Origin of the sequence: Methylophilus sp. Leaf414 (assembly GCF_001425425.1) — a bacterium.
Classification (GTDB): domain Bacteria; phylum Pseudomonadota; class Gammaproteobacteria; order Burkholderiales; family Methylophilaceae; genus Methylophilus.
This window is the reverse complement of record NZ_LMQQ01000002.1, coordinates 40,847-66,839: the sequence shown is the minus strand read 5'-3', so window position 1 is coordinate 66,839 and position 25,993 is coordinate 40,847. Positions and strand designations below refer to the sequence as shown.

Genomic DNA, 25,993 nt, shown 5'->3' with positions numbered 1-25,993 from the left:
TTAAGAATAGTACAAGTTGTTCTGAATAATCCGATAACAACTTGATTAAAACTGGTTAGGCAAATACCTTCGCAAGTTCGGCACCAGGATTTTCCTGTCGCATAAATGCTTCACCGACCAGGAAGGTATTTACAGCATTGTCGCGCATCAGTTTGACATCGGCAGTGGTAAAAATTCCGCTCTCGGTCACCACGATCTTGTCGCTGGCGATTTTATCCAGCAGACCCAGTGTGGTATCCAGCGTGACTTCAAATGTACGCAGGTTGCGGTTATTGATACCTAGTAATGGCGTGGTCAACTGTACCGCTTGTGCCAGCTCTTCGCCATTGTGCACTTCTACCAGCACTGCCATGCCCAGGCTATGCGCGACGCTTTCCAGTTGTTGCATTTGTGGCAGCGTAAGTGCGGCGGCAATCAGCAAAATACAATCAGCACCCATGGCACGGGCTTCATAGACTTGGTAGACATCTACCATAAAGTCTTTGCGTAGCACTGGCAGAGTACAAGCTGCGCGGGCCTGTTTCAGGTAATCGGCAGAGCCCTGGAAATATTGCTCGTCAGTCAGGACCGATAAACAGGCAGCGCCACCTTGCTCATAGCTGGCGGCAATTTCTGCTGGCTTAAAATCTTCGCGAATCACACCTTTGGAGGGACTGGCTTTTTTAATCTCGGCAATCACGGCAGCTTTGCCTTCAGCAATCTTATTGCGAATCGCCCCGACAAAGTCACGCGCGGGTGCTTGTTGTGCAGCCAGTGCCTGGACTTCTGCCAAAGATATTTTCGCTTGCGCGGCAGCAATCTCTTCAGCTTTGGTTGCCAGGATTTTATTTAAGATATCACTCATAAGTTTGTCCGTTAACTCTAATCCAACCACCTTGACGACCTTGCGGATCATGATGCGTCCAATGCATGATGCCGCCCTTGGGGTTGTAAATATATTCACCTTTAAACTGTACCTGATCGCCTACATTTAGCTCCGCCACGCGTGGCGCAAGATCAATATTATGTGCAAACAACAATGTCTGCTCGGGGGATACAGTCACCAGGAAGCGCTGGTGCCTTGCGCCTTTGTTATCGTCCGACAGCAGTTTCCTGACGATACCATTACCTTCCAGCCAGACATGACTTTGCTTTTGTGCAAAGGCCTGTTTTACTGCTGAATTTTCTTCAGTTGCCAGCCCGGAAGACAGTGATTGCAGGTTTAATGTTTGTACCTGCGATTTAACTTCAACAGTAGATTGCGTCTGCTTGCTTGAATAATTGTTACTCGCATTTTGTTGTGACGTTTGCTGGCAAGCTGCCAGTAAACATAACACCGCAATCAGAAAATAATGCTTCATGCGGCCTGGCTCAACGCCTTTAATTGATGCAATTTATTCAACGCATTGCCCGAATCAATTGACGCTGCCGCTTGTGCAATCCCTGACGATAAATCATTAGCAAGGCCAGAAACATAAATGGCGGCACCAGCATTCAGCAACACAATATCTCTTGCCGGACCTTTTTCGCCAGATAACAGGCCAAGGATAATTTCGCTGGAATGCTGCGCGCTTTCAACGCGTATGCTGTTGATATCATGCAATGGCATGCCAAACTGCGCTGGATTGACTGTGTATTCCGTGATGTTGCCATTTTTGAGTTCGGCCACGTAGGTGTCGGCAGAAAAAGAGATTTCATCCATTTCATCGGCACTATGCACAACCATCACATGTTCGCTGCCTAGTTGCTTTAAAGTTTGCGCTAATAATGGCACCAGATCACGGTGGAACACGCCCATGACCTGGCGTTTGGCACCGGCCGGATTGGTCATTGGTCCCAGCAGGTTAAACATGGTACGCACACCCAGTTCCCGACGTACCGGTGCCGCATATTTCATGGCAGAGTGATGGTTGGGCGCAAACATAAAGCCTATGCCTGCTTCATTGACACAGCGCACCACCTGTTCAGGTGTCAGAGCGATATTCACCCCGAGCGCTTCCAGCACATCGGCGGAGCCACTTTTTGAAGAAGCAGCCCGGCCGCCATGCTTGGCGATTTTTGCGCCTGCACCTGCGGCCACAAAGGCTGATGCAGTCGAGACGTTAAATACCTTGTTCGGCGCGCCGCCGGTACCGCAGGTATCAATCAAGTGACGGGTATCGCTGATATCCACTTTGCTGGAAAGCTCGCGCATCATTTGCGCCGCCGCTGCGATTTCGGTCACGGTTTCGCCTTTGACACGTAGGGCAGACAAGAAACCGGCAATCTGGATCTGGGTAAACTCCCCGCTCATAATCTGGCGCATGATCTCCAGCATTTCTTCATGCGTGAAATCGGTGTGGTCTATCAGCCGCTGTATTGCGATTTTAGGCGTGATGGCCATTAATAGCCTTTCAGGAAGTTATCCAGCAATGCATGCCCGTGTTCGGTCAGAATCGACTCCGGGTGGAACTGCACGCCTTCTATCGCCAGGGTTTTATGCCGGACGCCCATGATCTCGCCATCGTCAGTCCAGGCGGTGATTTCCAGGCAATCCGGAATGGTTTCGCGCTCAATCACCAGCGAATGGTAGCGGGTGGCCGTATACGGGTTAGGCAGGTTTCTGAACACACCGGCATTGGTATGGTGGATCAATGAAGTTTTACCATGCATCAGCGTTTTGGCTTTGATGATGTTGCCGCCAAAGGCCTGGCCTATGCTCTGGTGACCCAGGCACACGCCCAGCAAAGGAATCTTGCCGGCAAACTCATGAATCAGTGGCACAGAAATCCCGGCTTCATTTGGCGTACACGGGCCGGGAGAAATCACGATTTTTTCCGGTTGCATCGCTTTGATCTGCTCCAGCGTGATCTCATCGTTTCTGTGTACGTGTACGTCTTGCCCCAACTCGCCCAGGTATTGCACCAGGTTGTAGGTAAAAGAGTCATAGTTATCGATCATTAACAACATATTCAGGCTCCTTTTCCTGTTAATTGGGCTGCGCTATCCAGACCGGCTTGTACTAATTCAGCGGCACGTATAACGGCTTTGGCTTTATTCTGGGTTTCATCCCATTCACTTTGCGGAATCGAATCTGCCACAATGCCCGCCCCAGCCTGTACATACAGTTTTTTGTCTTTAATGACGGCGGTACGGATGGCAATCGCCACATCCATATCGCCGTTAAAGCCCAAATAACCAACCGCACCAGCGTAAATACCTCGCTTGGATGGCTCCAGTTCTTCAATGATTTCCATGGCGCGTACTTTAGGTGCACCGGAAACTGTGCCCGCGGTGAAAGTCGCTTTCAGCACATCAATCGCATCCAGTCCGGGTTTAAGCTGGCCTTCGACATTGCTGACGATATGCATGACATGTGAATAACGCTCAATCGTCATATTGTCGGTGACCTTTACTGTCCCCGTTAGCGCGACACGGCCAACATCATTACGGCCCAAATCCATTAATTGCACATGCTCGGCACGCTCTTTAGGGTCAGCCAGCAACTCGGCTTCCAGTGCCAGGTCATGGTCGCGGTTTTTGCCGCGTGGGCGTGTACCGGCAATCGGGCGAGAGGTGACTGTGGTGTTATCCAGCCTCACCAGGATTTCCGGTGAAGCGCCGACTACGTGATGGTCACCCATATCGTAGTAGAACATATATGGGGATGGATTCAGGCTGCGCAATGCGCGATAAAGGCTGAGCGGAGAAGCTTCAAAATCCTGTGACATGCGCTGGCTAAGTACCACCTGCATGATGTCGCCTTCCAGGATATATCGCTGGGCGGTTTTCACTGCCGTCTTGAAGTTGTCTTCACCAAATTCTGATAATGCCTGAGTTTTACTGGTAGGCAGCGCCGCCGGGATTTCGACCTGGGCACGCAGTTTTGCCATTAAGGCCTGCATACGATCACGTGCAGCTTCGTAGGCATTCGGCTGCGCCGGGTCAGCATAGACAATAAAATACAGTTTGCTAGACAGGTTATCGATGACGGCGATTTGTTCAGACACCATTAGCAGGATATCCGGCGTGCCTATCGCATCCGGCTTTTTCTGCTTGCCCAGGCGCTTTTCAATATATTGAATCGTCTCGTAGCCAAAATAACCGGCCAAGCCGCCGGTAAAACGGGGCAAACCTTCATAGGGCGGTGTTTTAAACCTTGCCTGGTAGGCTTTGATAAAGTCCAGCGGATTTTGGTCGTTATGCGACTCGATGACTGTGTCGTCGTGGATCACCTGCAATTGCCGGTCACGCACCTCAATGCGTGTGGTGGCAGGCAGGCCGATAATTGAATAGCGGCCAAAGCGTTCGCCGCCTTGTACGCTTTCCAGCAAATAAGAGTAGGGTTGGTTAGCCAGCTTGAGATACAGCGACAGCGGCGTATCGAGATCGGCAAAGGTTTCCATCACCAGCGGGATACGGTTGTACCCTTGCGCCGCCAGCGCGTCAAATTCGGTCTTGCTCAGAGTGCTTAACATGATGCTTTTTCCAGATTGTTCGTTGAGTGTGTCGCTTCATCAGAGGCAACAGATTAGTGCAAATAACGCGAACTATTTTTTTAAGGCAGGGCGCTTGCGGGCTGGCCCTAGTCTAGCTAAGTTAGCCCCGCCACGAACGACGCCAGCTTAACACTGGCCAACTGGAAGAATGATGAGCACAAAACATCATGATATTTAAATAGTTTTTTATCCCCGCTTTAAGAGAGCGGGTAACTCCAGCAAGTCCACCACCTCGGTGAGCTGCTGCACCGTGGCATCCACGGTTGCCTCGTCAATCGGGCGACCCTGATTATACCCATAAGGCACGGTGACTACAAAGCATCCTGCTGCCTGCGCTGCCTGGATATCGGTTTCCGAGTCCCCTACCAGCACGGCCTCAGCGGGCAACACGCCTAGTTTTTGGCAAATATGCAACAGCGGCAGCGGGTCGGGTTTCTTTTTGGGTAAAGTATCGCCTGAAACGACGATTTTAAAAAAATCCGCCAGGCCGGCTTTTTCCAGCAAAGGCATGGTAAATTTTTCAGGTTTATTGGTGACGCAGGCGAGCAAGTAACCATGCGCCTTCAATTGCTGTAGAGCTGCAACCACTGAGGGAAATGGCTGGCTGTCAGTTGCATTTTTCTCGTAAAAATCATGGTATAGCGGCTGAGCCTGGGTAAACAGTTCAGCGTCCGGTTCGTCATGCGGATTCCCGGTCAGGCAACGCTTGATCAGGTTTTGCACGCCTTCACCAATATAGGTGCTGATCTGTGCCTGTGGCAGCATGGGCTTGTTTAGTGCCACCAGCATACGATTGGCGGCTTCGGCAATTTGCGGTGCGGTATCAAGCAGGGTACCGTCCAGATCGAACATCACCAGCTTGACTTGAAACCGCATCACAAAAGACTTTTTATAAAATTAAACAGTCGCTAAAGAAGCGCGCATCGCCGCTACAACGGTGTCGTATCGGTTAGGGTCGGTGTCTTTAGGTGAACCGAAAATCGCGCTACCGGCTACAAATGTATCAGCACCGGCTTTGGCGATGTCAGCGATGTTGTTGGCATTTACGCCACCATCCACTTCCAGCCAGATCTGGCGGCCGGTTTTCTCGTAGTAGGCATCAATACGTGCACGTGCTTCTTTTAATTTGTTCAGTGTTTCCGGAATGAATTTCTGGCCGCCAAAACCCGGGTTAACCGACATCAGCAAAATCATGTCGACTTTGTCCATCACGTAATCCAGGTAGTGCAATGGTGTTGCCGGATTGAATACCAGGCCGGATTTACAGCCGCTATCACGTACCAGCGCCAGGCTGCGGTCAATGTGGTCAGACGCTTCCGGGTGGAAAGTGATGATATCGGCACCAGCTTTGGCGAAGTCAGGAATAATGCGGTCAACCGGTTTCACCATCAGGTGTACGTCGATCAATGCGCCGACGTTATGTGACAAATCGCGAATGGCATCGCATACGAGCGGTCCAATCGTCAGGTTAGGCACATAGTGATTGTCCATCACGTCAAAGTGGACGATGTCGGTACCGGATTTGATCACGTTTTCAATTTCTTCACCTAATTTGGCGAAGTTGGCAGAAAGAATACTGGGGGCAATGCGAAAAGTTTTGTCCATGCTGGTGTTCCGTATCTGAAGTTCAATGAAATAAATCTGAGAAAACACGTAATCAGCGGCTACGCGGGCAAATTGCTGCGTTCCGTGCGCCTTGCACTTTATCCCGCCACTTGCTTATTTCGAGTTTTCTGAAAATTTTTATTGTAAAACCAATATTTTACCGTCATTCGGAGTCAAATGCCATTCCACGCCAAATTGACAGGATTCTTGCTTGCTAACCGCTAATGTAAGAAAATGTCGGCACCTTTGCTACGGGCACCAATCGAATCAACCATGAACGACCTGCATGCGTTAGTTTATTTATCTCTTTGCCTGCTCTCAAAGGTAAAATAGCGCTATGCAACTGTTTACCATTGGTGTGAACCACACCACCGCACCCATCGCTATCCGCGAAAACGTTGCGTTCAACAACGAAAACCTGCCGCATGCGCTGGAAGATCTGACGCGCCACAACGTGTCTGAAGTTGCCATTCTTTCCACCTGCAACCGTACTGAAATCTATGTGCAGTCTATCCGGCCAGAAACCGTCATCGACTGGCTTGCCAACTACCACAAGCTGGAAGCTCAGCAATTGATGCCTTATACCTACACACTGAGCAGCCACGAAGCGGTCAAACATGCTTTTCGCGTTGCCAGTGGCCTGGATAGCATGGTGCTGGGTGAGGCGCAAATTCTTGGGCAGTTCAAGCAATCGGTAAAAATTGCACAGGATGTTGGTACGTTGGGCACCATGCTGCACAAATTGTTCCAGCGTACGTTTGAAGTCGCCAAAGAAGTACGCACCAATACCGATATTGGCGGCAGCTCGATTTCGATGGCCGCTGCCGCGGTGAAACTGGCACAACGTATTTTTGGTGACCTAAGCGCACAAAGCGTGCTGTTTATCGGCGCCGGTGAAATGATTGAGTTATGTGCCGACCATTTCGCCGCACAAAAACCGAAAAAAATTACCGTCGCTAACCGCACCCTGGAGCGTGGCGAACAACTTGCAGACAAAATCCGCAGCCAGGGTTTGAACATGCAGGCCATTTTACTGAATGACCTGCCTGAACGCTTTCACGAGTTTGATATTGTGATCACCAGTACAGCCAGCCAGTTACCGCTGGTCGGCTTGGGCATGGTGGAGCGCGCGATCAAGATGCGTAAACACCGTCCGATGTTTATGGTCGATCTGGCAGTACCACGCGATATTGAGCCTGAAGTCTCAGCGTTAGACGATGTGTTTTTATACACGGTAGATGACCTGGCGCAAGTCGTCTCGGAAGGCATAGGTAATCGCCAGGAAGCGGCGGTGAATGCCGAGTTGATCGTCAACGCACGTGTAGAGCACTTTATGCATTGGCTCAAGCAGCGCGAAGCAGTGCCCACAATTAAAGCCCTGCGTGACCAGGCGGATACAGTGCGGAAAGCTGAACTTGAAAAAGCACTCAAGCTGCTGCAAAAAGGCGAATCACCGGAAAAAGCGCTCGAACAACTCAGCAATGCACTGACCAATAAGTTTTTACATGGCCCCAGTCATGTGCTCAACAATAGCCAAGGCGATGCACATGCGCATATCGAGCATCTGGTGAAACAACTTTTCCAGTTAAAAGATTAATTTAATTGAGTATGACCAAAGCTGGCGGAAGACATTGCAGCCAGTATTGAATTTTAGGCAAACAAGATGAAACCAAGTATGTTGCAAAAGCTCGCCAACTTAAGCGAGCGCCTCGAAGAAATCAACCGCCTGCTGAGTAGCGAAGGCGTCACTGACAATATGGATAATTACCGCAAGATCATGCAGGAGCATACGGAAATCACGCCTATTGTTGAGCAATATCATATTTATGTGCAAACCGAATCCGACCTGAAAGAAGCGCATGCCATGCTCTCCGACCCGGAAATGAAAGAGTTTGCGCAGGAAGAGATAGAGAGCGGCAAGCAGCGTCTGGAAGAAGTGGAATTGGCGTTGCAAAAACTGTTACTGCCCAAAGACCCCAACGACGATAAAAGTATTTTCCTCGAAGTCCGTGCCGGTACTGGTGGTGATGAATCCGGCCTGTTTGCCGGTGATCTGTTCCGCATGTACTCGCGCTATGCTGACCGCCAGGGTTGGAAGGTGGAAATTGTCTCTGCCAACGAAGGTGAAGTGGGTGGTTACAAGGAGATTATTGCCAAGATCAATGGTTATGGTGCCTACTCAAAACTCAAATTCGAATCCGGTGGTCACCGCGTACAACGCGTGCCGGATACTGAAACCCAGGGCCGTATCCACACCTCGGCCTGTACGGTAGCCATTCTGCCTGAAGTGGAAGAAGTCGGTGATGTCGAAATCAACCCGGCCGATATTCGTATCGATACCTTTCGTGCCAGCGGTGCCGGTGGTCAACACATCAACAAGACCGATTCTGCGGTGCGGATTACCCATGCACCTACCGGCATTGTCGTGGAATGTCAGGATGGCCGCAGCCAGCACGCCAACAAGGCACAAGCCATGCAGGTGCTGGCGGCACGCATCAAAGCCAAACAAGTGGATGAACAGCAAAGCAAGATCGCCTCGGAACGCCGCAACCTGATTGGTTCCGGTGATCGTTCTGAGCGCATTCGTACCTACAATTACCCGCAAGGCCGGATTACCGACCACCGTATCAACCTGACTTTGTACAAGATTGAAGCGATTACCGAAGGTGATATGGACGAGTTGATAGGCGCCCTTTCCAATGAGTACCAGGCTGATCTGCTGGCGAGCCTGGGTGAAGAAAACTAAGCTTGGCATTTGACCACGCTATGACACAAACAGACGACAAGCATCAAGGTGGTTGCCTCTGCGAAGCAGTGCGCTATGAGATTGCAGGTACCATCGAAAAAGTGGTTTATTGCCATTGCCAGCGTTGCCGCAAAGCGAGCGGTTCAGCCTTCGCAGCAGTTGCGCCGGTTTTGCAAACAAATTTTGTCATCACGCGTGGCCAACAGCATTTAAAAAACTATCGTACTGAAGCTGGCGTTAATCGGACGTTTTGTGGTTTGTGCGGCTCTCCGATCATCGCTTACCGGGAAAATGATCCCACAGTCGTGCGGGTGCGAATAGGATCGCTGGATACACCGCTGGAAGAAAAAGTTTCTGCGCACATATTCGTTGCGTCCAAAGCTGAATGGCATGACATTCATGATGATGCGCCGCAATATGATGAACGCCCTTACTAGCAATACTTATGTATCAGTTCCGTCTCCCCACCGCACCGCGTAGCATCCAAAAAGACCAGCCGATCAAATTTATTCTGGATAGTGAAGCAATCGATTGCCTGGCACATAATATTGCGCTGGTGCATACAGGATTTGATGAGCAGGCATTCAAGCAGTTAGCGCTTACCAACATTGCGCCGCTTGGTTTTATGGACCGTTCAGCACATATTGCTGCCGCGCTGAAAGCTACTCTCCCTGCCAAATTTGCCGATGCGACCGAAGTATTAATTAAAACGTTGACCCCAGCTAACGTGCATACCGAGCGCCTGGGTCTGAGCGTGTTTTTTTATCTGCCGCATACCCGTTTTGTGGCGGAATATGGCCGTGATGTTTCGCACAACGCAGGTGAAGATCCGTTTGATACAGCCATGCATGCACAGTATGAATTAACCCGACGCTTTACCGCTGAATTCTCCATCCGCCCATTCATGATTCATGACTTTGACCGCACGCTCAACCAGATTACGCAATGGCTGGATGACCCGGATCCGCATGTGCGGCGCTTATGCTCGGAAGGTACCCGTTCCCGTTTGCCATGGGGGGCGCGCATTCCGCAACTGATTAAAGATCCGACGCCAACCTTGCCCATTCTGGATGCATTGAAAAGTGACCCGAGTCTTTATGTGAGACGCAGTGTGGCCAATCATTTGGGGGATATTGCCAAAGACCACCCCGAGATTGCCTTTGAACTATGTGACCGCTGGTTGAGTAACGCCGATAAAGAATTGAAGTGGGTCATCCGCCACGCAGTACGCCACCCGGCCAAACAAGGAAATGCCACGGCCATTGCCCTGCGTAAAGCCGCCGGAGTTAGATAGGATGACACAACCTGTGCAACAACTATTGCGGCACGCGCGGCAACAATTGGCAGAATCTGTTGCTGCGGCTGAGGCCAGTGTGGAGGCGCAAATACTGCTGATGCATGTGCTGGACGTTAACAGGGCCTGGCTGCTGGCACATGCGACTGATGCGGTGACTGAACAACAGGCTATGGACTTTAACCAGCTGGTACAACGCCGTGTGCAAGGCGAGCCGGTGGCCTATATTCTTGGGTATCGCGAATTCTATGGCCTTAAGCTCAAGGTCACGCCAGCGACGCTGATTCCCCGCCCGGATACTGAAACCCTGGTAGAAGCAGCACTACAGAAAATTTCCAGCCCCATGCAGATACTGGATCTGGGCACCGGTAGTGGCGCCATTGCCTTAGCCATTGCGCAACATGCATCTCAATCACATGTGACCGCGGTAGATGCTTCAGAAGCTGCGCTAACAGTCGCGCATGAAAACATGCACAGCCTGCAGCTAAATAATTTAACCTTGCTGCAAAGTGACTGGTTTTCTCAGCTAGGCCAGCAGACTTTTGATCTGATTGTGAGCAATCCACCGTATATCGAATCTGCTGACCTGCATTTATCGCAAGGTGATTTACGCTTTGAGCCACTGTCTGCGCTGGCCGCAGGCGAAGATGGCCTGGCGGATATACGGCAGATTATCGCAAAAGCACCATCACATTTGAATAATAGTGGCTGGCTGATGCTGGAACATGGCTATAACCAGGCGGATGCTGTGCAGCAGCTCTATCAGGCAGCTGGATTTTTGAATATTCAAACCTTACACGATCTGGGCGGCAATCCCAGAGTCACGCTGGCGCAATGGCTGGCAACTTGACTACGGCTAGCAAACAATTCCCCTTAAAAGTAATTCCCCGCTGTGCACGATTCTTGCTGCAACCGGTCTATATCACTGCAGCAAGAAAGGCCGCTTATGTTTAATTTCAGTGCAATAAAAGCTGTCCTGTTTGATCTCGATGGTGTTTTATATATTGGTGACCAATTGATTCCGGGCGCTTTGGCTGCGGTTGCCCAGTTGCGCAAAGCCGGCATCGCCGTGCGGTTTGTAACCAATACCAGCACGCTGTCGCTAGACTCTTTACAACAAAAGCTAAACCGGCTGGGCTTCAATACGGTGCCTGAAGAAATCATGAGTGCACCACAAGCGACCATCCAGCATCTGAAAAAACAGCCTAACCCGGTGTGCAAGTTACTTCTGGCTGAAGACATTAAAAAGGATTTTGCCTGTTTTGACCAATCTGAAACTGCAGCCAATTATGTGGTGGTAGGCGATATCGGCGATCAATGGTCTTATGCATTGCTGAATGAGGTATTCCATTGCCTGGTGAATGGTGCGCAACTCATTGCTATTCATAAAAACCGTTTCTGGCAGACCGAAAGCGGGTTGCAGATGGATATCGGGGCATTTGTGACCGGCCTGGAATATGCCAGTAATACCAAAGCCATGCTGATGGGTAAGCCTTCCCGCCATTTTTTCAATATTGTTGTGGACTCGCTGCGCATGAAACCTTCTGAAGTGATGATGGTGGGCGATGATATTGATGCCGATGTTGGCGGCGCTCAGGATGCCGGTTTGCACGGTGTGCTGGTGAAAACTGGCAAATACCGTGAAACCTATACACGGCTTTCTGCCGTGAACCCGGATGCGATGATTAACTCGGTGGCCGAGCTGCCTGCTTTACTAGGTTGCCTTTCTGCGGCACCGCAATAAAAGCCGAGGCACGCTGACTCGCCGTTAAGCATGCTGCATAGTATAATCGCGGCATGTCTGAATCAAACTCTGTTGGTATTGTTAAAGCGCAGGTGGCGCATTTCAACGAACCACTCGCTTTGCAAAGCGGCGCCATCTTGCCGCAATACCATCTTGCCTATGAAACCTACGGCAAACTAAACGCGACCAAATCGAATGCGGTGCTTATCTGCCACGCATTATCGGGCAACCATCATGTGGCTGGCCGTTATTCAGAAGATGACAAATACCCAGGCTGGTGGGATAACCTGATTGGCCCCGGCAGGCCGCTGGATACCAACAAATTTTTCGTGATCGGCCTGAATAACCTGGGTGGCTGTCACGGCAGTAGTGGCCCTTCCAGTGTCGATCCGCTGACCGACCGGCCTTACAGTGCAACATTTCCAGTAGTGACTGTTGAAGACTGGGTGGAGTCGCAGGCACGCCTTCTGGATTACCTTGGGATAGAGCAACTGGCTGCAGTCATAGGCGGTAGCCTTGGCGGAATGCAAGCCCTGCAATGGAATATTGCCTATCCAGAACGTGTGCGTCACGCGTTCGTGATTGCTTCAGCCCCTAACCTGACCGCCCAGAATATGGCTTTTAATGAAGTCGCACGCCAGGCCATTATTACCGATCCTGAGTTTTATGAAGGTGATTATTACAACCATGGCACCGTGCCGCGCCGAGGCTTGCGCATCGCGCGTATGTTAGGTCATATCACTTATCTTTCCGATGATGTGATGGGTGAAAAATTCGGCCGTAAATTACGCCATGGCGAGCTTAAATACAGTTTCGATGTTGAGTTCGAAATGGAGTCTTACCTGCGTTACCAGGGCGATAAATTCGCCGGTGAATTTGATGCGAATACCTATTTGCGCATGACGCGGGCACTGGATTATTTTGATCCGGCAAAAGCGTTTGGCGGCAATTTAAGCCAAGCGCTGAAACATGCAAAAGCCAAATTCATCGTGATTTCGTTCACTACCGATTGGCGTTTTTCACCAAGTCGTTCTCGCGAAATTGTGCAGGCACTGCTGGATAACGCATTGCCGGTGAAATATGCTGAAGTCACCTCAGCACATGGTCATGATGCCTTCCTGATGCCGGACCCGCATTATCACGACATCATGCGTGCTTACCTTGAGCAGGTAAAAGTATGAAAAATGCAAATATAACAAATATTCGCCCAGATTTTGCATTAATTACAAACTGGGTACGCGCAAAAACCAAGGTGCTGGATTTAGGTTGTGGGGATGGCACCTTGCTGACGCATTTACATGAAACGCTGGATACCACCGGGTATGGCATCGAAAAAGACGATGCCAACTGGCTGGAAGCGCTGAAAAATGGTGTCGATGTGATCCAGATGAACCTTGAAGAAGGTCTTTCCGGGTTTGAAGACCAGTCGTTTGATACGGTGATCCTGTCGCAGACCTTGCAAGCCATGCACAATACCGAAACTATTGTTGAAGAAATGCTGCGTGTCGGCCGAGAAGCGATTGTGACTTTCCCCAACTTTGGTTATTGGCGTAACCGTTTACAAATCGCCACCGGTAATATGCCAGTATCGAAAACTCTCCCTTATCAATGGTACGACACGCCTAATGTGCACTTATGTACGATTCACGATTTTGATGAATTTTGCAATAATCACCACATACAAGTGATTGAACGTAAAGTCATTACAGACGGTGAAGATGTGCATTTACTGCCAAATCTGATGGGCAACTTGGCTATGTACCGCCTTAAGAGTAATCATACATAAATCAGCTTCTTTGCTACGGGAAGAAGTTTTCTCTCACATTTCTTATAGACTGCTTAATCCGCGTTGATTCAATGCCAACGCTGCACGCCCTTCACTTCAACTAAAGATTTAATTTTTTAAACAACACGCGCTTGACTAAGCCTGATATTTGTCGATAATGATAATAGTTCCCATTATCATTTAAATGGGAATACATGGTAAAGACGTTTGTGAGTAACGCGGCCAGTTAACAATTCTGGCACTTATTAAAGATGCCAGTCATTAATAATTACTCAAAGGAAGTTAGTCATATGAAAGCTAAATATCTCAGCATCGTTATCGGTGCAAGCCTGTTCGCAATCGCTGGTCTGGCACAAGCCAATACCACTTACAGCAGTTTCGTTGACATTGCCAATTCTGTTTCTTTCGCCGGCTGGAACCAGCTTAACCGTAACCGTGTTGATAATAATGGCGCTGCTAATCCATTGACTGCAGCCCAGCTGGCAGCGGGAACAGCTGGTAACGTGGCAGGTTCAGGCGATGCATTGCTGACGCAAATTTCCGGCAGCTACTACCCCGCCGGCTTCGGTTTGTACGGCGATGGGAACCTGACCTTTACTGATAATACTGTTTCAAACAACATCGGCTCACTGGTATTCCAGGGCATCGTTAATGACTTTAATGCTTCATTCGGTGGTGAGGCCTATACCATTACGCTGAGCTACAACGGCGGTAACCAGGCGATTGCCGGCGCATTGGTAAACTTTGGGAATACCGGTACTGTGGATGACTATTACCGCTACTCCTGGGATCTGAGTGGTGTTTCTACCCCCATCACTTCTTACACTCTGAGTTTCAGCGCTGGCTTCTCACAAGCACTGGCTTTCCAGGTGGACCAGGTGGCATCAGCGTCCGCCGTTCCTGAGGCTGATAGCTACGCCATGATGTTACTGGGTCTTGGCGTGATGGGTTTTGTAGCTCGTCGTCGCAGCAAGTAAGCTCATAATATGCAGCCATGAAAAAAGCCCCGGTTGTTGCCGGGGCTTTTTATTGACTGATCAAGCCAGGTGTAATGCTTTCAAACGACGATAAAGTGTATTCCTGCTCATACCCAGCTGGCGTGCAGCGGCGGAAACATTTCCAGCATGCTGCTGCATAGCCGAACGTATAACCTCATCAGATTGCGCCTTTAAAGTTAATGCTGGACGTACCGTTTGGTGACTGATGGCTGCATCTTCAAGCTCATCCATAAAGTCCTGCGTCAAATGCATCAAATCAATGACCGCGCCATCCGCCAAAGCAAGCGCGGTGCGCAACACATTATGCAATTGCCGCACATTGCCAGGCCATGGGTGACGGGCAAACAAAGCCATGACTTCTGCACTGATTTCACTCTCCGGTGACTGCTCAACCTGCAAAATTAAACTGATCAGGCGCTGTAAATCCTGGCGATGGCGTAAGGCTGGCAATTGCACTGCCAGTCCATTAATACGGTAGTACAAATCGCTGCGGAATTCCCCTGCAGTGACTTTATCTTTCAGTTTCTGGTTGGTCGCGCTGATCAGCATAAAGTTAACCGGAATCGACTTGCTGGAGCCCAGCGGTGTCACGCAGCGCTCTTGCAGCACACGTAACAACCTTGCTTGCAATGACAACGGCATATCGCCAATTTCATCCAGGAACAGCGTGCCGCCATCAGCCTGCTGGATTTTGCCAGAATTACCTTTACGTTTGGCGCCGGTATAAGCGCCTTCTTCATAGCCAAACAGCTCGGCTTCGATCAGGCCTTCGGGCAAGGCAGCGCAATTGACCGCAATAAAAGGTTGGTCGCGACGAGCGCTGGCATCGTGTATCGCGCGAGAAAATAATTCTTTTCCGGCGCCCGTTTCACCCAATACCAGTATGGGAATATCGCGATTCAATACTTGTTTGACTTGGGTGATCGCCAGTTTAAGCTGTGCATCGCCAGTATCGAGCATTTCCAGGCTGGCTGCAGATTCCCGTGGTTGGGAAACCGCTGGGCGTGAACGCGTGCTGGTTTGAACGGAAGCACGTGCAAATAGTCGGGCGCCATTCCGCAATTGCATGGGGAATAATAAATCACCACCCTGGCAGCGTTGCTTGAATGTCACCCAAGATTCATCGAATACATCGCTGAATTGCACCCGCCGCTTAGCCAGCACATCTTCATCAAGAGGCAAGCCGAACTGGAATTGTCCGCTACGATTGATGGCACGCAATTGGCCATCACTGTCAAATAACGCCAAGCCTTCCCATAACGTCCCGATAAATTCTGATCGTGCATGAAAATGCACGCCTATCTCACCTTGTGCAGTGGCATGAAACAAACGGTTCTCGACCATTTGCGCTGCCATTTTCACCAGTGCCAGCGTGTGTTGCTGTGGCTGGTTCAAATCATTGGATACATCTAATGTAGCCACTAACTGGTTATTGGCTGCAAAGATCGGTACTGCCGAGCAGCTGAGTGAGTGGTGATAGGCCATAAAGTGCTCGGCACCCTGCACGCTGATGGGAGCACGCTCAACCAGCGCTGTGCCTATGGCATTTGTCCCGCGATGCTCTTCACTCCAGGAAGCACCAGGTAATAAAGAAGCACGAATGTCGCCCTGCTCCACGCCTTCACCCATGGTGCGCAGGATCACACCTTCATTGTCCGTGAGAATGACCAGGCTACGAGTATGTGCAATCTGCCCGCTTAAGGTCATCATTTCAGGTTCGGCATGCGTGAGCAACAAACGATTTTGCTCTAGCCGTTGTGCTAATTCTTGCGCGGTGATGATCTGGTCATGTGCTGGTGCCTGCTCATCCACGCCTTTGACCATGCAACGACGCCATGAGCGTTCAATCGCTTCGGCAATGGCCAGTTGATCGTCGCGCATGACTGGCAACGATGTATGTGTAGAGGCTGGAGAGAACTTGGACATCACTGCTTGAACACCTGTATCACGTGATTGAACAACTGTATCAGTTTGGCACACCGCTGAACAGTTTTCAACGTTCCAGAATGCATAACCGTAGCTGGTACCTAAGAATAACCTTTTGATTTTAATTCATTTTTTTCATTACCTCAAATAAAACTCGTGTCTGGCACAGGGGTTGCAATCAATGGTCTGCGAGTAACAAAAGAAGCATTTGCTTACTGGCGTATAACTCATTTATTCCAGCTTCAAACACACCATTTTGGAGGTATGTATGCAACACCAAATCAAGCTTGCCATCACTGCAATGATGCTAGCCGGCATGAGCACCAGTGTATGGGCCAATGCCGAACTGGACGCCATGATGAAGGATGACAACCAATGGGCCATGGCGCGTAAAGATTACGCCAACCAGGGTTACAGCAAACTGTCACAAATCAACAAAGGCAATGTCAAAAACGTCAAACTGGCCTGGTCATTCGCGACCGGCGTTAACCGGGGTCACGAAGGTGCGCCGTTGGTTATTGGCAATACCATGTACATCCATACCGCATTCCCGAACAACGTCTATGCGCTGGACCTGGACGACAACCAGAAGATCCGCTGGTCTTATTTCCCTAAACAGGATCCGGACGTGCAGTCTGTTTTGTGCTGTGACAACGTAAACAAAGGCCTGGGTTACGGCGACGGCAAGATTTTCCTGCAACAGAATAATGGTGTGCTGGTGGCGCTGGATGCCAAAACCGGTGCCAAAATATGGGACGTAAAGGTCAACGACCCGAAAACAGGCGCGGCCAATACCAATGTCCCTCACGTATTTAAAGACAAAGTGGTGACTGGCTGTTCAGGCGGCGAATTCGGCGTACGTTGCCATATTTCTGCTTATAACATCAAAGATGGCAGCCTGTTATGGAAAGCCTATAGCACAGGCCCCGATAGCGAAATGCTGATTGGCAAAGACTTTAACAAAGAGAATCCGCATTACAGCGCCTTATCCGTTTACCAGGATGTGAATGGTGGCAACAAAGAGGGTGGTTCTTTCAAGCCTCTGGATAAATCGCAACTGAAATATCCTGAAGCTGACCTCGGCGTACGTACCTGGCATAAACCGCAACAGCAAAAAGACGGCTGGCAGAATGGTGGCGGCCCAACCTGGGGCTGGTACTCTTATGACCCGAAACTCAACCTGATGTACTACGGTACCGGTAATCCAGGCACCTGGAACCCGGACGTACGACCTGGCGACAACAAATGGTCAATGACGATTTTTGCGCGTGACCTCGACACCGGCATGGCGCGTTGGGCTTACCAGATGACGCCACATGATGAGTGGGATTATGACGGCATGAACGAAATCATCCTGTGGGAAGCCAACGGTAAACAACTGGCGTCTCATTTTGACCGTAATGGTTTTGGCTATACCTTTGACCGCACCAACGGCAGCTTGCTGGTGGCAGAGAAAATGCATCCTTTTGTCAACTGGGCCAGCAAGATTGACCTGAAAACCGGTATTCCGGTGAAAGATGCCAAATATTCTACCCATCAGGATTACAACGCCAAAGGTATTTGTCCATCAGCCCTGGGCGTGAAAGACGAACAACCGGCAGCTTACTCACCGAAAAACAAAATGTTTTACGTGCCACTGAACCATGTATGTATGACGTACGAGCCGGTTGAATCCAAATACGTGGCTGGCCAGCCATGGGTAGGCGCTACCTTGACCATGTTTGCCGGGCCGGACGGTGTGATGGGCGGTTTTATGGCGTGGGATGCGCTGAAAGGTAAAGCGCAGTGGTACAACAAAGAGAAGTTCTCTGCCTGGGGTGGTGCGCTGGTGACTTCAACTGACCTGGTGTTTTACGGGACGTTGGACCGTTGGGTAAAAGCACTGGATGCCAAAACCGGTAAAGAACTGTGGAAGTTCCAGGTGGGTTCCGGTGTGGTTGGCAACATGATCACTTACGGTCACAAAGGCAAGCAATATGTAGGCGTATTGTCAGGGATTGGCGGCTGGGCTGGAGTTGCGATGAACCTGGGTCTGACCAATGAAACCGATGGCTTGGGGGCTGCCGGTGGCTACAAAGAGCTGACCAAGTACAACGCGGCACCTGGCGGTGGCGCAATGAACGTGTTCAGCCTGTAATACATTTTCAAGGAATGACTTTATGCATTTATTCATTAAAAGCCTGGCAATGACTACCCTGTTGGGGATGACAGCTTCTGTCATGGCAGGTAGTAATGCCGAAGCACTGGCGCAAAAAAGTAATTGTCTGATGTGCCACAGTGTGGATAAAAAAATCCTGGGACCAGCCTATAAGGATGTTGCCGCCAAATACAAAGGCGACAAATCTGCGGAGGCAAAATTGATCCAGAAAGTAAAAGCCGGCGGCAGTGGCGCGTGGGGTGATATGCCCATGCCGCCTAACAGCCCGCAGGTAAAGGACGAAGATATTAAAACCTTGGTCCAGTGGATACTCAGTTTGTAGGGGTTTTTCCACAAAGTATTGTTTGACCATTTGATCTCCGAGTGTGCCAACCCGCAAGGGTTGGCTTTTTTTTGCCTGGCGAATGTCTGCCAGACAAAAGCGATTACAATGCGGACATGACCATCGCACAAACCCTGTTTACGCGCCGCATGCTGATGTGTGTGGCGCTTGGCTTCAGCTCCGGCCTACCTCTTTACCTTTTACTGCAGTTATTACCCGCCTGGCTACGCAGCGAAGGGCTCAATTTAAAAACCATTGCCGCGTTCGCATTTATGCAACTGCCGTATACCTGGAAATTTCTATGGGCACCGTTGATGGACCGCTATACATTGCTGGCAAGCCTGGGCCGCAGACGTAGCTGGATACTGTTCACCCAATTTGCATTGTTGGGCTCCATCATTGCACTTGGCTCGTTTCAACCAGCATTTGATATCACCGCGGTTGCATTACTGGCTACACTGGTCGCTTTATTCTCCGCCAGCCAGGATATTGTGATTGATGCCTACCGCCGCGAAATACTTAGCGACGAAGAATTGGGTTTGGGTAACAGTATTCATGTGAATGCCTACCGTATCGCCGGATTAGTCCCTGGCTCACTGGCATTAATCCTGGCCGACCATATGGCCTGGTCGCAAGTGTTTCTGATTGTGGGTTTATTTATGCTACCCGGCATAGGCTTTACCCTGTGGTCACAAGAACCAGCGGCCGCCAGCATGCCAAAAACATTGCTGGCTTCCGTGGTCGAACCCTTTAAGGAATTTATCCATCGCAGTGGCTGGCAACATGCAGTCTGGGTATTGCTATTTATTCTGTTGTATAAACTGGGTGACAGCATGGCCACAGCACTCGCTACACCTTTCTATATTGATATGGGTTTCAGCAAAACCGATATCGGTGCGATTGCCAAAGGCAGCGGCCTGGTGATGCAGATTGCCGGTGCTTTTGTCGGCGGCTTGTGGATGCTCAAGTTAGGTATTAATCGCGGCTTATGGGTATTTGGTGTGATACAGGCATTAGCTATTTTTGGTTTTGCCTGGCTGGCACAAAGCGGGCCTTTTACTGAGATTGGCGCTGCCGAGCGTAGCATGCTGGCATTTGTGATTGGTGCCGAGGCGTTTGGCATCGGCTTGGGAACCGCGGCATATGTGGCTTATATGGCGCGTGAAACCAACCCTGCATATACAGCGACACAACTGGCATTGTTTACCAGTTTGTCGGCAGTGCCGCGTTCGGTGTTTAATGCACTTACCGGCGGGATGGTAGAAAATTTGGGGTGGGAACAGTTTTTTTATGTGTGTATGTTGCTGACCATTCCGGGGATGGTGTTGTTGTTTAAGGTAGCGCCGTGGCGGGCACGGTAAAGTCTGAAAGTTAAATTCTTTGGTTAGTCGCTCCGGTGCAGGTATAGCATGGGGTCCGCGTAGCTAGCTTTGTGACTGCTACATCCTTCGCCAGAATCAAAGTGCCTTACAAACTATTTAAGTTAAAACTTTCAGCCAATAAAAAAGCGCCGCGATTCCTCAAGGCGCTTTTTCTTTTTTACTGCACAATTACTTCAAATCAAACCGATCTGCATTCATTACTTTAGTCCATGCTTTCACAAAATCCTGCACAAACTTCTGTTTGGCATCATCCTGCGCATACACTTCCGCATAAGAACGCAGAATAGAGTTAGAGCCAAATACCAGATCCACACGTGTTGCAGTCCACTTCACGTTACCGGTAGCCCGCTCGCGCAGTTCATACAAATTGCTGCCTACTGGTTTCCAGGTGTACTGCATATCCGTCAAATTCACAAAGAAGTCATTGCTAAGCACGCCCGGCCTGTCGGTAAACACACCATGTTTGCTAGCACCATAGTTGGTATCCAACACTCTCATACCACCAACCAAAACCACCATTTCCGGCGCTGTCAGCCCCATCAGCTGGGTACGATCCAGCAGTAGCTCTTCAGCTGTCGGCACATAATCCGCCTTCTGCCAGTTGCGGAAACCATCGTGCAGTGGCTCCAGCACAGAGAAAGACTCCACATCTGTCATCTCATCGGTGGCATCGCCCCTGCCTGGCGCAAACGGCACTTCAACCGCCACACCTGCAGCATTGGCCGCCTGCTCAATGGCCGCTGAGCCACCTAGCACAATCAAGTCTGCCAGGCTGACCGGTTGGTTAAAAGCTGCCCGTATGCCTTCAAGTACGGCCAGTACTTTCTGCAACCTGGCTGGCTCATTGCCTTGCCAGTCTTTTTGCGGTGCCAGACGGATACGTGCTCCATTGGCACCACCACGGAAATCGGATGCGCGGAATGTACGTGCGCTATCCCAGGCGGTAGCCACCAGTTCAGCAATCGTCAGGCCACTCGCCAGGATCTGCGCTTTTAAGGTTGCAATATCCGCGGCACTCAAGTTAGCGTTGCCAGCTGGCGTTGGGTCCTGCCAGATCAAGTCTTCCTGCGGCACATCTGGCCCCAAATAGCGAGCTTTCGGACCTAGATCACGATGCGTCAATTTAAACCAGGCACGTGCAAATACTTCGGAAAAATAAGCCTGGTCACGGTAAAAACGCTCCGAAATTTCGCGGTAGATCGGATCCTTAATCATCGCCATATCCGCATCTGTCATGATCGGGTTATAGCGGATGGACGGATCTTCCACATCAACAGGTTTATCTTCTTCCTTAATATTCACCGGTTCATACTGCCATGCGCCTGCCGGGCTCTTTCTCAGCTCCCATTCATGTTCGAACAGCATTTTGAAATAACCGTTATCCCAGCGGGTAGGGTGTGTAGTCCAGGCGCCTTCAATACCGCTGGTAACTGAATCACGGCCAATACCGCGGGTGATATGGTTATTCCAACCCATGCCTTGCTCTTCAACGTTAGCCGCTTCCGGATCCGGGCCTAAGTTTGCTGCTATGCCATTACCATGCGATTTGCCTACGGTATGACCACCAGCAGTCAGCGCAACGGTTTCTTCGTCGTTCATCGCCATCCGGTCAAAGGTTTCGCGGATATCCCTCGCTGTGCGTAATGGGTCCGGGTTGCCATCGACCCCTTCCGGATTTACATATATGAGCCCCATCATTACGGCGGCCAGCGGATTTTCCAGCTCACGTTCACCTGTATAACGACTACCGGGCGCGCCTGTTTTAGCTAGCCATTCTTTTTCGTTGCCCCAATAAATATCTTTTTCCGGATGCCAGATATCGGCGCGGCCACCGGCAAAGCCAAAGGTTTTCAGACCCATGGACTCATACGCAATCGTGCCGGCCAGTACAATCAAATCGGCCCAGGAAAGCTTGTTACCGTATTTTTTCTTGATCGGCCATAACAGGCGGCGCGCTTTATCCAGGTTAACGTTATCCGGCCAGCTGTTCAGCGGCGCAAAACGCTGGTTACCGGTGCCGGCTCCGCCACGGCCATCGGCGACGCGATAAGTACCGGCCGCATGCCATGACAAGCGAATCATCAATCCACCATAGTGCCCCCAATCAGCAGGCCACCATGACTGGCTATCGGTCATCAGTGCATGCAGGTCGGCTTTCACTGCCGCTAAATCCAGCTTTTTAAATTCCTCGGCATAATTAAAATCTTCACCCAGCGGATTGGTTTTGCTGTCTTGTTGATGCAAGATATCCAGATTTAGCGCATTTGGCCACCAGCTGGTATTTGATTTCTCGGTGGCAGTGTTTCCCCCATGTGCAAATGGACATTTGCCTGTGGTATTTTGCTGATTTTCCATTTTTTTGAGCTCCTTTTCTTATTGACTGACCACCCTTGAGTGACCATGCGATAAATATACTACTTGTTAAATATTACGATAATCGTTTTCTAGGTAATGAATATGGTTTATCTAGTTGCTGGCAGCGTAAGCCGCCAATACTTCCTGCAACTGGGATAAATCCTGAAGCCACCTGTTAATCATTTTGCCTCCATGAATCAATGTTGTCTGATGCATGGAGGCCATTCTAGGCAAGCCACTTCAATTTGTATAATTGTATGTTTTGATACTATTGATTAATAAAATTAATAGATTTACACTAATGGCCTCTTCACAGCAGTGAGAAAAACATGACCCTGATTGAACTGAAGTTTGTGCTGGCAGTAGCGCAGGAACGCAATTTTCGCCGGGCGGCTGAGAAATGTTTTGTCACACAACCGGCATTAAGCCTTGGCATCAAAAAGCTGGAAGAGGAATTAGGCGTTTTGCTGTTTGAGCGTAACCGTAATGACGTGACACCAACGCCGATAGGTGAACAGATCATTGAGCAGGCGAACACTGTGCTGGAGCAAGCGGCAAAAATCAAGGAAATGGCCAAGCATGGCAGCGACCCGTTGAATGGGCCTTTCAAGCTGGGCATGATCCATTCGGTAGGCCCTTACCTGTTGCCGGAAATGATTCCGCCATTGGTTAAAACTGCACCAAATATGCCGCTGGAAGTAGAAGAAAATATTACCGCTACACTGGAACAGCAATTAAGGAATGGCGTGATTGACGCGGCAGTCGTGGCCTTGCCGTTTAATGTGCCCGGGATTGAAATCACACCGCTTTATGATGAAGATTTTAATGTGGTGGTGCCAGCCAGCCACCCATGGGCACAACGTAAAACAGTGAATCCGGATGAATTAGGCAACGAAAAAGTGCTATTACTGAATAGTGGGCATTGCTTTAGCAACCAGGTTACACAGGCTTGCCCTGAACTAGGTCGTAAGGGCGAGGTGCTACAAGGTAATTCTTTGGAAACTATACGTAATATGGTGGCTTCCAACCTGGGGATTACGGTGTTGCCAGCGATGGCGACTGTCGCACGTTACCAGAATCCGCTGATTCGGGTGATTCCATTCACCAAACCGGTGCCTAGCAGGAGGATTGCATTGGCCTGGCGTAAAAGTTTTGTGCGCACGGCTGCAATTGAGGTTTTGGGGAAAGTGATGTCAGACATCGGCGCGCAGGCGAAAAGCACTGGCGGATAATATTTCTGGAATTTAATAAGCAATCGCGACGCGGAACCCGGTCACGGCTTTTTCGGAGATGCCAAGGCTGGTTTTAACCGGTTGCTCCTGTTGTCCAGCCAGGCCTTCAGAAACCTTGACAGTTGCAGGCAAATATTCCTTAGGTGTCAGGACTTTGCGCAATACCGGTTCGTCAGCCATATTGGTCAGCGTCAGTTCAATCATCGGGTAAGTTTGAGACACCGCACCGTGATTGATCAATACGCTGGAAAATACCAGTACTCCTTCGCGCTCCCTGTGTTCCTGAATGTCGGCATCATCAATGGTTAATTGCGTAATATCCTTAGGCAATGCCACCGCGCAATGTGCCAATTTGCAAGCCGACTGCAGCAGCGGTTTGGTAAAAGGATAATTAGCGGCCAGGCTTGTGCGTGTGAAATAAACAGATTGCAACAGGAGAGTCACTAGCAGTAAGCCGGATAACAGTGGAAACACCCATGGTGCTTTGGGTTTTTCAGCGGCTGCTGGCCACTCTTCACTCAGGGAAACATTACGCAAAAATTCCGGAATGGCTGTTGTATCAGCTTCTTCGCGCCCAAGATTCCAGTTCAATGCCCGAATCTCTTGAGCATCTTGAGCGGCATCCTCCTGGGTCGTGAGCGGAGCATCCAACTCTGCTGTTGGGCTATCAAGTGTCGCTTCAGGGGCAAAGTAGCTATCAGAACCATAAGTATCCGAGACATAAGCTTCTGAACTGTGCGCTCCAGAATTCTCTGCACTTGCATGCTCGACTTCTGTTAAAGCTGTCTGGGAGATGTCTGCTTCAGGTGTCACGTACTGCGTGTTGCTGGTTTCAGTGACTTCTGGTGTAAATGTCTCTGCTGGTGCGTCGGCCTGTGCAATCGATTCATTTGCTGGTATGGGTGCTTCTACAGATACGACAGATTCGTCTGCCGCAATGGTTTCTGTTGCTTCTGTCGAGTCAATCAGCGAAGAGCGCGCATCAAACACATGATTGCATTCACCACAACGTACTTTGCCGGCATAGGCTTGCAGTTGTTCGTCGTTGACTTCAAATTGTGTTTGGCAGGCAGGGCACGCCGTGATTAGAGACATTTTCTGGTTCCCGTCAGCAAGACCCATCCATCTTGCTGGATGGGGGCATCCATTTCAAACCACTCTGAGTAATGCGTCAGCAACATTTCCTGCTGACTATCCAATATGCCGGATAATGCAACTTTGCCGCCATTTTTGCAAGATTTTGCAATCACCGGCGCCAATACCATCAAGGCACTGGAAAGAATATTGGCGACCACAATATCAAATGGCTCATGCAGATATTCTGCAGAATCATAAAATAGCGCTTCCACCTGGTTATTGGCGGCATTGTCACGGCTGGCGATGACCGCCTGTGTATCAATGTCCACACCAATCACTTGGCCGGCGCCCAGTTTTTTGGCCGCAATCGCGAGGATCCCGGAGCCACAACCGTAATCCAGTACATTGGCTTGAGCCAATTCTGATTTAGGTAATTGTGCCAGCCAGCTCAAACATAAATGCGTGGTGGGATGGCTACCGGTACCGAATGCCAGACCGGGATCCAGTACAATATTGATTGCCTCCGCATTGGGCGCCTGGTGCCATGATGGCACAATCCATAAATTATCAGTCACACGAATCGGGTCGAATTGCGCCTGGGTTGCGCGCACCCAATCCTGCTCTTCAATCTGTTCCAACTGGTATTTCAAACCATCCAGCTGCAACTCGGATTGCACTGTGGCTAGCAAAGCCGTCACATCCGCGTCAGCTTCCAGCATGGCAGTCACGATATTCTGTTGCCAGATACCTGGCGGTGGATCGCCCGGCTCACCAAAAATGGCTTGTTCAGCCATGGTGTCCGCATGCGCGTCTTCAATGCTGACAGACAGTGCGCCATGTTCCATCAACACATCGCTGAGCGACTCCGCCTGTGGCTCGGTCGATTGAATTTTAAGTAACAGCCAATGCAC

General features: G+C 50.1%; 24 protein-coding genes. 13 read left to right on the top strand and 11 right to left on the bottom strand.

Translation table 11 applies throughout. From position 1 onward, the window contains the following. Window positions 1-55: 55 nt before the first annotated feature. From trpC to rpe, 7 genes are all read right to left on the bottom strand, one after another. Window positions 56-844, bottom strand: a complete 789-nt coding sequence (gene trpC / locus ASG24_RS04795; RefSeq protein WP_055868592.1) for an indole-3-glycerol phosphate synthase TrpC — start codon at window positions 842-844, stop codon at window positions 56-58. After that, window positions 837-1,340: a DUF3465 domain-containing protein gene (locus ASG24_RS04790; protein WP_055868590.1), complete on the bottom strand. Its 504-nt coding sequence runs from the start codon at window positions 1,338-1,340 to the stop codon at window positions 837-839. The genes trpC and ASG24_RS04790 overlap by 8 nt, the downstream gene beginning before the upstream one ends. Next, window positions 1,337-2,362, bottom strand: a complete 1,026-nt coding sequence (trpD, locus tag ASG24_RS04785; RefSeq protein WP_055868588.1) for an anthranilate phosphoribosyltransferase — start codon at window positions 2,360-2,362, stop codon at window positions 1,337-1,339. The genes ASG24_RS04790 and trpD overlap by 4 nt, the downstream gene beginning before the upstream one ends. Next, complete coding sequence (locus ASG24_RS04780; RefSeq protein ID WP_055868585.1) at window positions 2,362-2,928, bottom strand: aminodeoxychorismate/anthranilate synthase component II; 567 nt, start codon at window positions 2,926-2,928, stop codon at window positions 2,362-2,364. The genes trpD and ASG24_RS04780 overlap by 1 nt, the downstream gene beginning before the upstream one ends. A gap of 2 nt (window positions 2,929-2,930) precedes the next feature. Then, entirely contained in the window at window positions 2,931-4,436 is a 1,506-nt protein-coding gene (trpE, locus tag ASG24_RS04775) for an anthranilate synthase component I (protein ID WP_055868583.1), read from the bottom strand. Between the two features lie 207 nt (window positions 4,437-4,643). Next, the gene (locus tag ASG24_RS04770; RefSeq protein ID WP_055868581.1) at window positions 4,644-5,333 is read right to left on the bottom strand and encodes a phosphoglycolate phosphatase; all 690 of its coding nucleotides are present in this window, start codon (window positions 5,331-5,333) and stop codon (window positions 4,644-4,646) included. Window positions 5,334-5,354: 21 nt separating this feature from the next. After that, complete coding sequence (gene rpe / locus ASG24_RS04765) at window positions 5,355-6,062, bottom strand: ribulose-phosphate 3-epimerase (protein ID WP_055830769.1); 708 nt, start codon at window positions 6,060-6,062, stop codon at window positions 5,355-5,357. Between the two features lie 337 nt (window positions 6,063-6,399). On the opposite strand from rpe, the gene hemA reads away from it, so the two are divergent. From hemA to ASG24_RS04720, 9 genes are all read left to right on the top strand, one after another. Next, on the top strand, window positions 6,400-7,659 hold the full coding sequence (gene hemA / locus ASG24_RS04760; RefSeq protein ID WP_055830771.1) for a glutamyl-tRNA reductase: 1,260 nt from the start codon (window positions 6,400-6,402) through the stop codon (window positions 7,657-7,659). Between the two features lie 66 nt (window positions 7,660-7,725). Continuing rightward, complete coding sequence (gene prfA, locus ASG24_RS04755) at window positions 7,726-8,808, top strand: peptide chain release factor 1 (RefSeq protein ID WP_055868579.1); 1,083 nt, start codon at window positions 7,726-7,728, stop codon at window positions 8,806-8,808. Window positions 8,809-8,828: 20 nt separating this feature from the next. Further along, window positions 8,829-9,245 carry a GFA family protein gene (locus ASG24_RS04750; RefSeq protein ID WP_055868992.1) on the top strand — a complete coding sequence of 139 codons (417 nt, stop codon included), beginning with the start codon at window positions 8,829-8,831 and terminating at the stop codon, window positions 9,243-9,245. Between the two features lie 8 nt (window positions 9,246-9,253). Further along, a complete protein-coding gene (locus ASG24_RS04745) occupies window positions 9,254-10,102 on the top strand; it encodes a hypothetical protein (protein ID WP_055868577.1) in 849 nt (282 codons plus the stop codon). Between the two features lies 1 nt (window position 10,103). Continuing rightward, a complete protein-coding gene (prmC, locus tag ASG24_RS04740) occupies window positions 10,104-10,952 on the top strand; it encodes a peptide chain release factor N(5)-glutamine methyltransferase (RefSeq protein WP_055868576.1) in 849 nt (282 codons plus the stop codon). A 96-nt stretch (window positions 10,953-11,048) separates the two neighbouring features. After that, a complete protein-coding gene (locus tag ASG24_RS04735; RefSeq protein WP_055830780.1) occupies window positions 11,049-11,846 on the top strand; it encodes a TIGR01458 family HAD-type hydrolase in 798 nt (265 codons plus the stop codon). A 53-nt stretch (window positions 11,847-11,899) separates the two neighbouring features. Next, a complete protein-coding gene (locus ASG24_RS04730; protein WP_055868573.1) occupies window positions 11,900-13,027 on the top strand; it encodes a homoserine O-acetyltransferase in 1,128 nt (375 codons plus the stop codon). Further along, window positions 13,024-13,632 (top strand): methionine biosynthesis protein MetW, encoded by a 609-nt coding sequence (metW, locus tag ASG24_RS04725; protein WP_055868571.1) that lies wholly within the window; start codon window positions 13,024-13,026, stop codon window positions 13,630-13,632. The genes ASG24_RS04730 and metW overlap by 4 nt, the downstream gene beginning before the upstream one ends. Before the next feature lie 290 nt (window positions 13,633-13,922). Continuing rightward, a complete protein-coding gene (locus ASG24_RS04720) occupies window positions 13,923-14,609 on the top strand; it encodes a PEP-CTERM sorting domain-containing protein (protein ID WP_055868569.1) in 687 nt (228 codons plus the stop codon). Window positions 14,610-14,669: 60 nt separating this feature from the next. Here ASG24_RS04720 and ASG24_RS04715 read toward each other — a convergent pair whose 3' ends face one another. Continuing rightward, window positions 14,670-16,556: a sigma-54-dependent Fis family transcriptional regulator gene (locus tag ASG24_RS04715; RefSeq protein WP_055868567.1), complete on the bottom strand. Its 1,887-nt coding sequence runs from the start codon at window positions 16,554-16,556 to the stop codon at window positions 14,670-14,672. 268 nt (window positions 16,557-16,824) lie between these two features. On the opposite strand from ASG24_RS04715, the gene ASG24_RS04710 reads away from it, so the two are divergent. The 3 genes from ASG24_RS04710 to ASG24_RS04700 all read left to right on the top strand — a co-directional run bounded on the left by ASG24_RS04710 (window position 16,825) and on the right by ASG24_RS04700 (window position 20,397). Next, window positions 16,825-18,693, top strand: a complete 1,869-nt coding sequence (locus ASG24_RS04710) for a methanol/ethanol family PQQ-dependent dehydrogenase (RefSeq protein ID WP_055868564.1) — start codon at window positions 16,825-16,827, stop codon at window positions 18,691-18,693. A gap of 49 nt (window positions 18,694-18,742) precedes the next feature. Beyond that, the gene (locus ASG24_RS04705; RefSeq protein WP_369814166.1) at window positions 18,743-19,036 is read left to right on the top strand and encodes a c-type cytochrome; all 294 of its coding nucleotides are present in this window, start codon (window positions 18,743-18,745) and stop codon (window positions 19,034-19,036) included. Window positions 19,037-19,152: 116 nt separating this feature from the next. Further along, entirely contained in the window at window positions 19,153-20,397 is a 1,245-nt protein-coding gene (locus ASG24_RS04700) for an AmpG family muropeptide MFS transporter (RefSeq protein ID WP_055830795.1), read from the top strand. Between the two features lie 189 nt (window positions 20,398-20,586). Here the strand turns inward: ASG24_RS04700 and katG are convergent, their stop codons facing one another. Continuing rightward, entirely contained in the window at window positions 20,587-22,773 is a 2,187-nt protein-coding gene (katG, locus tag ASG24_RS04695; RefSeq protein WP_055868563.1) for a catalase/peroxidase HPI, read from the bottom strand. A 329-nt stretch (window positions 22,774-23,102) separates the two neighbouring features. Here katG and ASG24_RS04690 point away from each other — a divergent pair, with 329 nt between their 5' ends. Further along, a complete protein-coding gene (locus ASG24_RS04690) occupies window positions 23,103-24,005 on the top strand; it encodes a hydrogen peroxide-inducible genes activator (RefSeq protein WP_055830797.1) in 903 nt (300 codons plus the stop codon). 12 nt (window positions 24,006-24,017) lie between these two features. Here the strand turns inward: ASG24_RS04690 and ASG24_RS04685 are convergent, their stop codons facing one another. Together ASG24_RS04685 and prmA are read right to left on the bottom strand one after the other, a co-directional pair. Further along, window positions 24,018-25,100: a DUF3426 domain-containing protein gene (locus ASG24_RS04685; protein WP_055868561.1), complete on the bottom strand. Its 1,083-nt coding sequence runs from the start codon at window positions 25,098-25,100 to the stop codon at window positions 24,018-24,020. Further along, window positions 25,091-25,993 carry a 50S ribosomal protein L11 methyltransferase gene (prmA, locus tag ASG24_RS04680; RefSeq protein ID WP_055830802.1) on the bottom strand — a complete coding sequence of 301 codons (903 nt, stop codon included), beginning with the start codon at window positions 25,991-25,993 and terminating at the stop codon, window positions 25,091-25,093. Before prmA ends, ASG24_RS04685 begins: the two co-directional genes overlap by 10 nt.

Coding starts and splice junctions, on each gene's coding strand:
- rpe (WP_055830769.1), bottom strand. CDS start 6,062: ATGGACAAAACTTTTCGCATTGCCCCCAGTATTCTTTCTGCCAACTTC.
- ASG24_RS04770 (WP_055868581.1), bottom strand. CDS start 5,333: ATGCGGTTTCAAGTCAAGCTGGTGATGTTCGATCTGGACGGTACCCTG.
- prmC (WP_055868576.1), top strand. CDS start 10,104: ATGACACAACCTGTGCAACAACTATTGCGGCACGCGCGGCAACAATTG.
- trpD (WP_055868588.1), bottom strand. CDS start 2,362: ATGGCCATCACGCCTAAAATCGCAATACAGCGGCTGATAGACCACACC.
- katG (WP_055868563.1), bottom strand. CDS start 22,773: ATGGAAAATCAGCAAAATACCACAGGCAAATGTCCATTTGCACATGGG.
- ASG24_RS04685 (WP_055868561.1), bottom strand. CDS start 25,100: ATGTCTCTAATCACGGCGTGCCCTGCCTGCCAAACACAATTTGAAGTC.
- ASG24_RS04710 (WP_055868564.1), top strand. CDS start 16,825: ATGCAACACCAAATCAAGCTTGCCATCACTGCAATGATGCTAGCCGGC.
- ASG24_RS04750 (WP_055868992.1), top strand. CDS start 8,829: ATGACACAAACAGACGACAAGCATCAAGGTGGTTGCCTCTGCGAAGCA.
- hemA (WP_055830771.1), top strand. CDS start 6,400: ATGCAACTGTTTACCATTGGTGTGAACCACACCACCGCACCCATCGCT.
- ASG24_RS04705 (WP_369814166.1), top strand. CDS start 18,743: ATGACTACCCTGTTGGGGATGACAGCTTCTGTCATGGCAGGTAGTAAT.
- trpC (WP_055868592.1), bottom strand. CDS start 844: ATGAGTGATATCTTAAATAAAATCCTGGCAACCAAAGCTGAAGAGATT.
- metW (WP_055868571.1), top strand. CDS start 13,024: ATGAAAAATGCAAATATAACAAATATTCGCCCAGATTTTGCATTAATT.
- ASG24_RS04735 (WP_055830780.1), top strand. CDS start 11,049: ATGTTTAATTTCAGTGCAATAAAAGCTGTCCTGTTTGATCTCGATGGT.
- ASG24_RS04745 (WP_055868577.1), top strand. CDS start 9,254: ATGTATCAGTTCCGTCTCCCCACCGCACCGCGTAGCATCCAAAAAGAC.
- ASG24_RS04790 (WP_055868590.1), bottom strand. CDS start 1,340: ATGAAGCATTATTTTCTGATTGCGGTGTTATGTTTACTGGCAGCTTGC.
- ASG24_RS04715 (WP_055868567.1), bottom strand. CDS start 16,556: ATGTCCAAGTTCTCTCCAGCCTCTACACATACATCGTTGCCAGTCATG.
- ASG24_RS04690 (WP_055830797.1), top strand. CDS start 23,103: ATGACCCTGATTGAACTGAAGTTTGTGCTGGCAGTAGCGCAGGAACGC.
- ASG24_RS04720 (WP_055868569.1), top strand. CDS start 13,923: ATGAAAGCTAAATATCTCAGCATCGTTATCGGTGCAAGCCTGTTCGCA.
- trpE (WP_055868583.1), bottom strand. CDS start 4,436: ATGTTAAGCACTCTGAGCAAGACCGAATTTGACGCGCTGGCGGCGCAA.
- prfA (WP_055868579.1), top strand. CDS start 7,726: ATGAAACCAAGTATGTTGCAAAAGCTCGCCAACTTAAGCGAGCGCCTC.
- ASG24_RS04700 (WP_055830795.1), top strand. CDS start 19,153: ATGACCATCGCACAAACCCTGTTTACGCGCCGCATGCTGATGTGTGTG.
- ASG24_RS04730 (WP_055868573.1), top strand. CDS start 11,900: ATGTCTGAATCAAACTCTGTTGGTATTGTTAAAGCGCAGGTGGCGCAT.
- ASG24_RS04780 (WP_055868585.1), bottom strand. CDS start 2,928: ATGTTGTTAATGATCGATAACTATGACTCTTTTACCTACAACCTGGTG.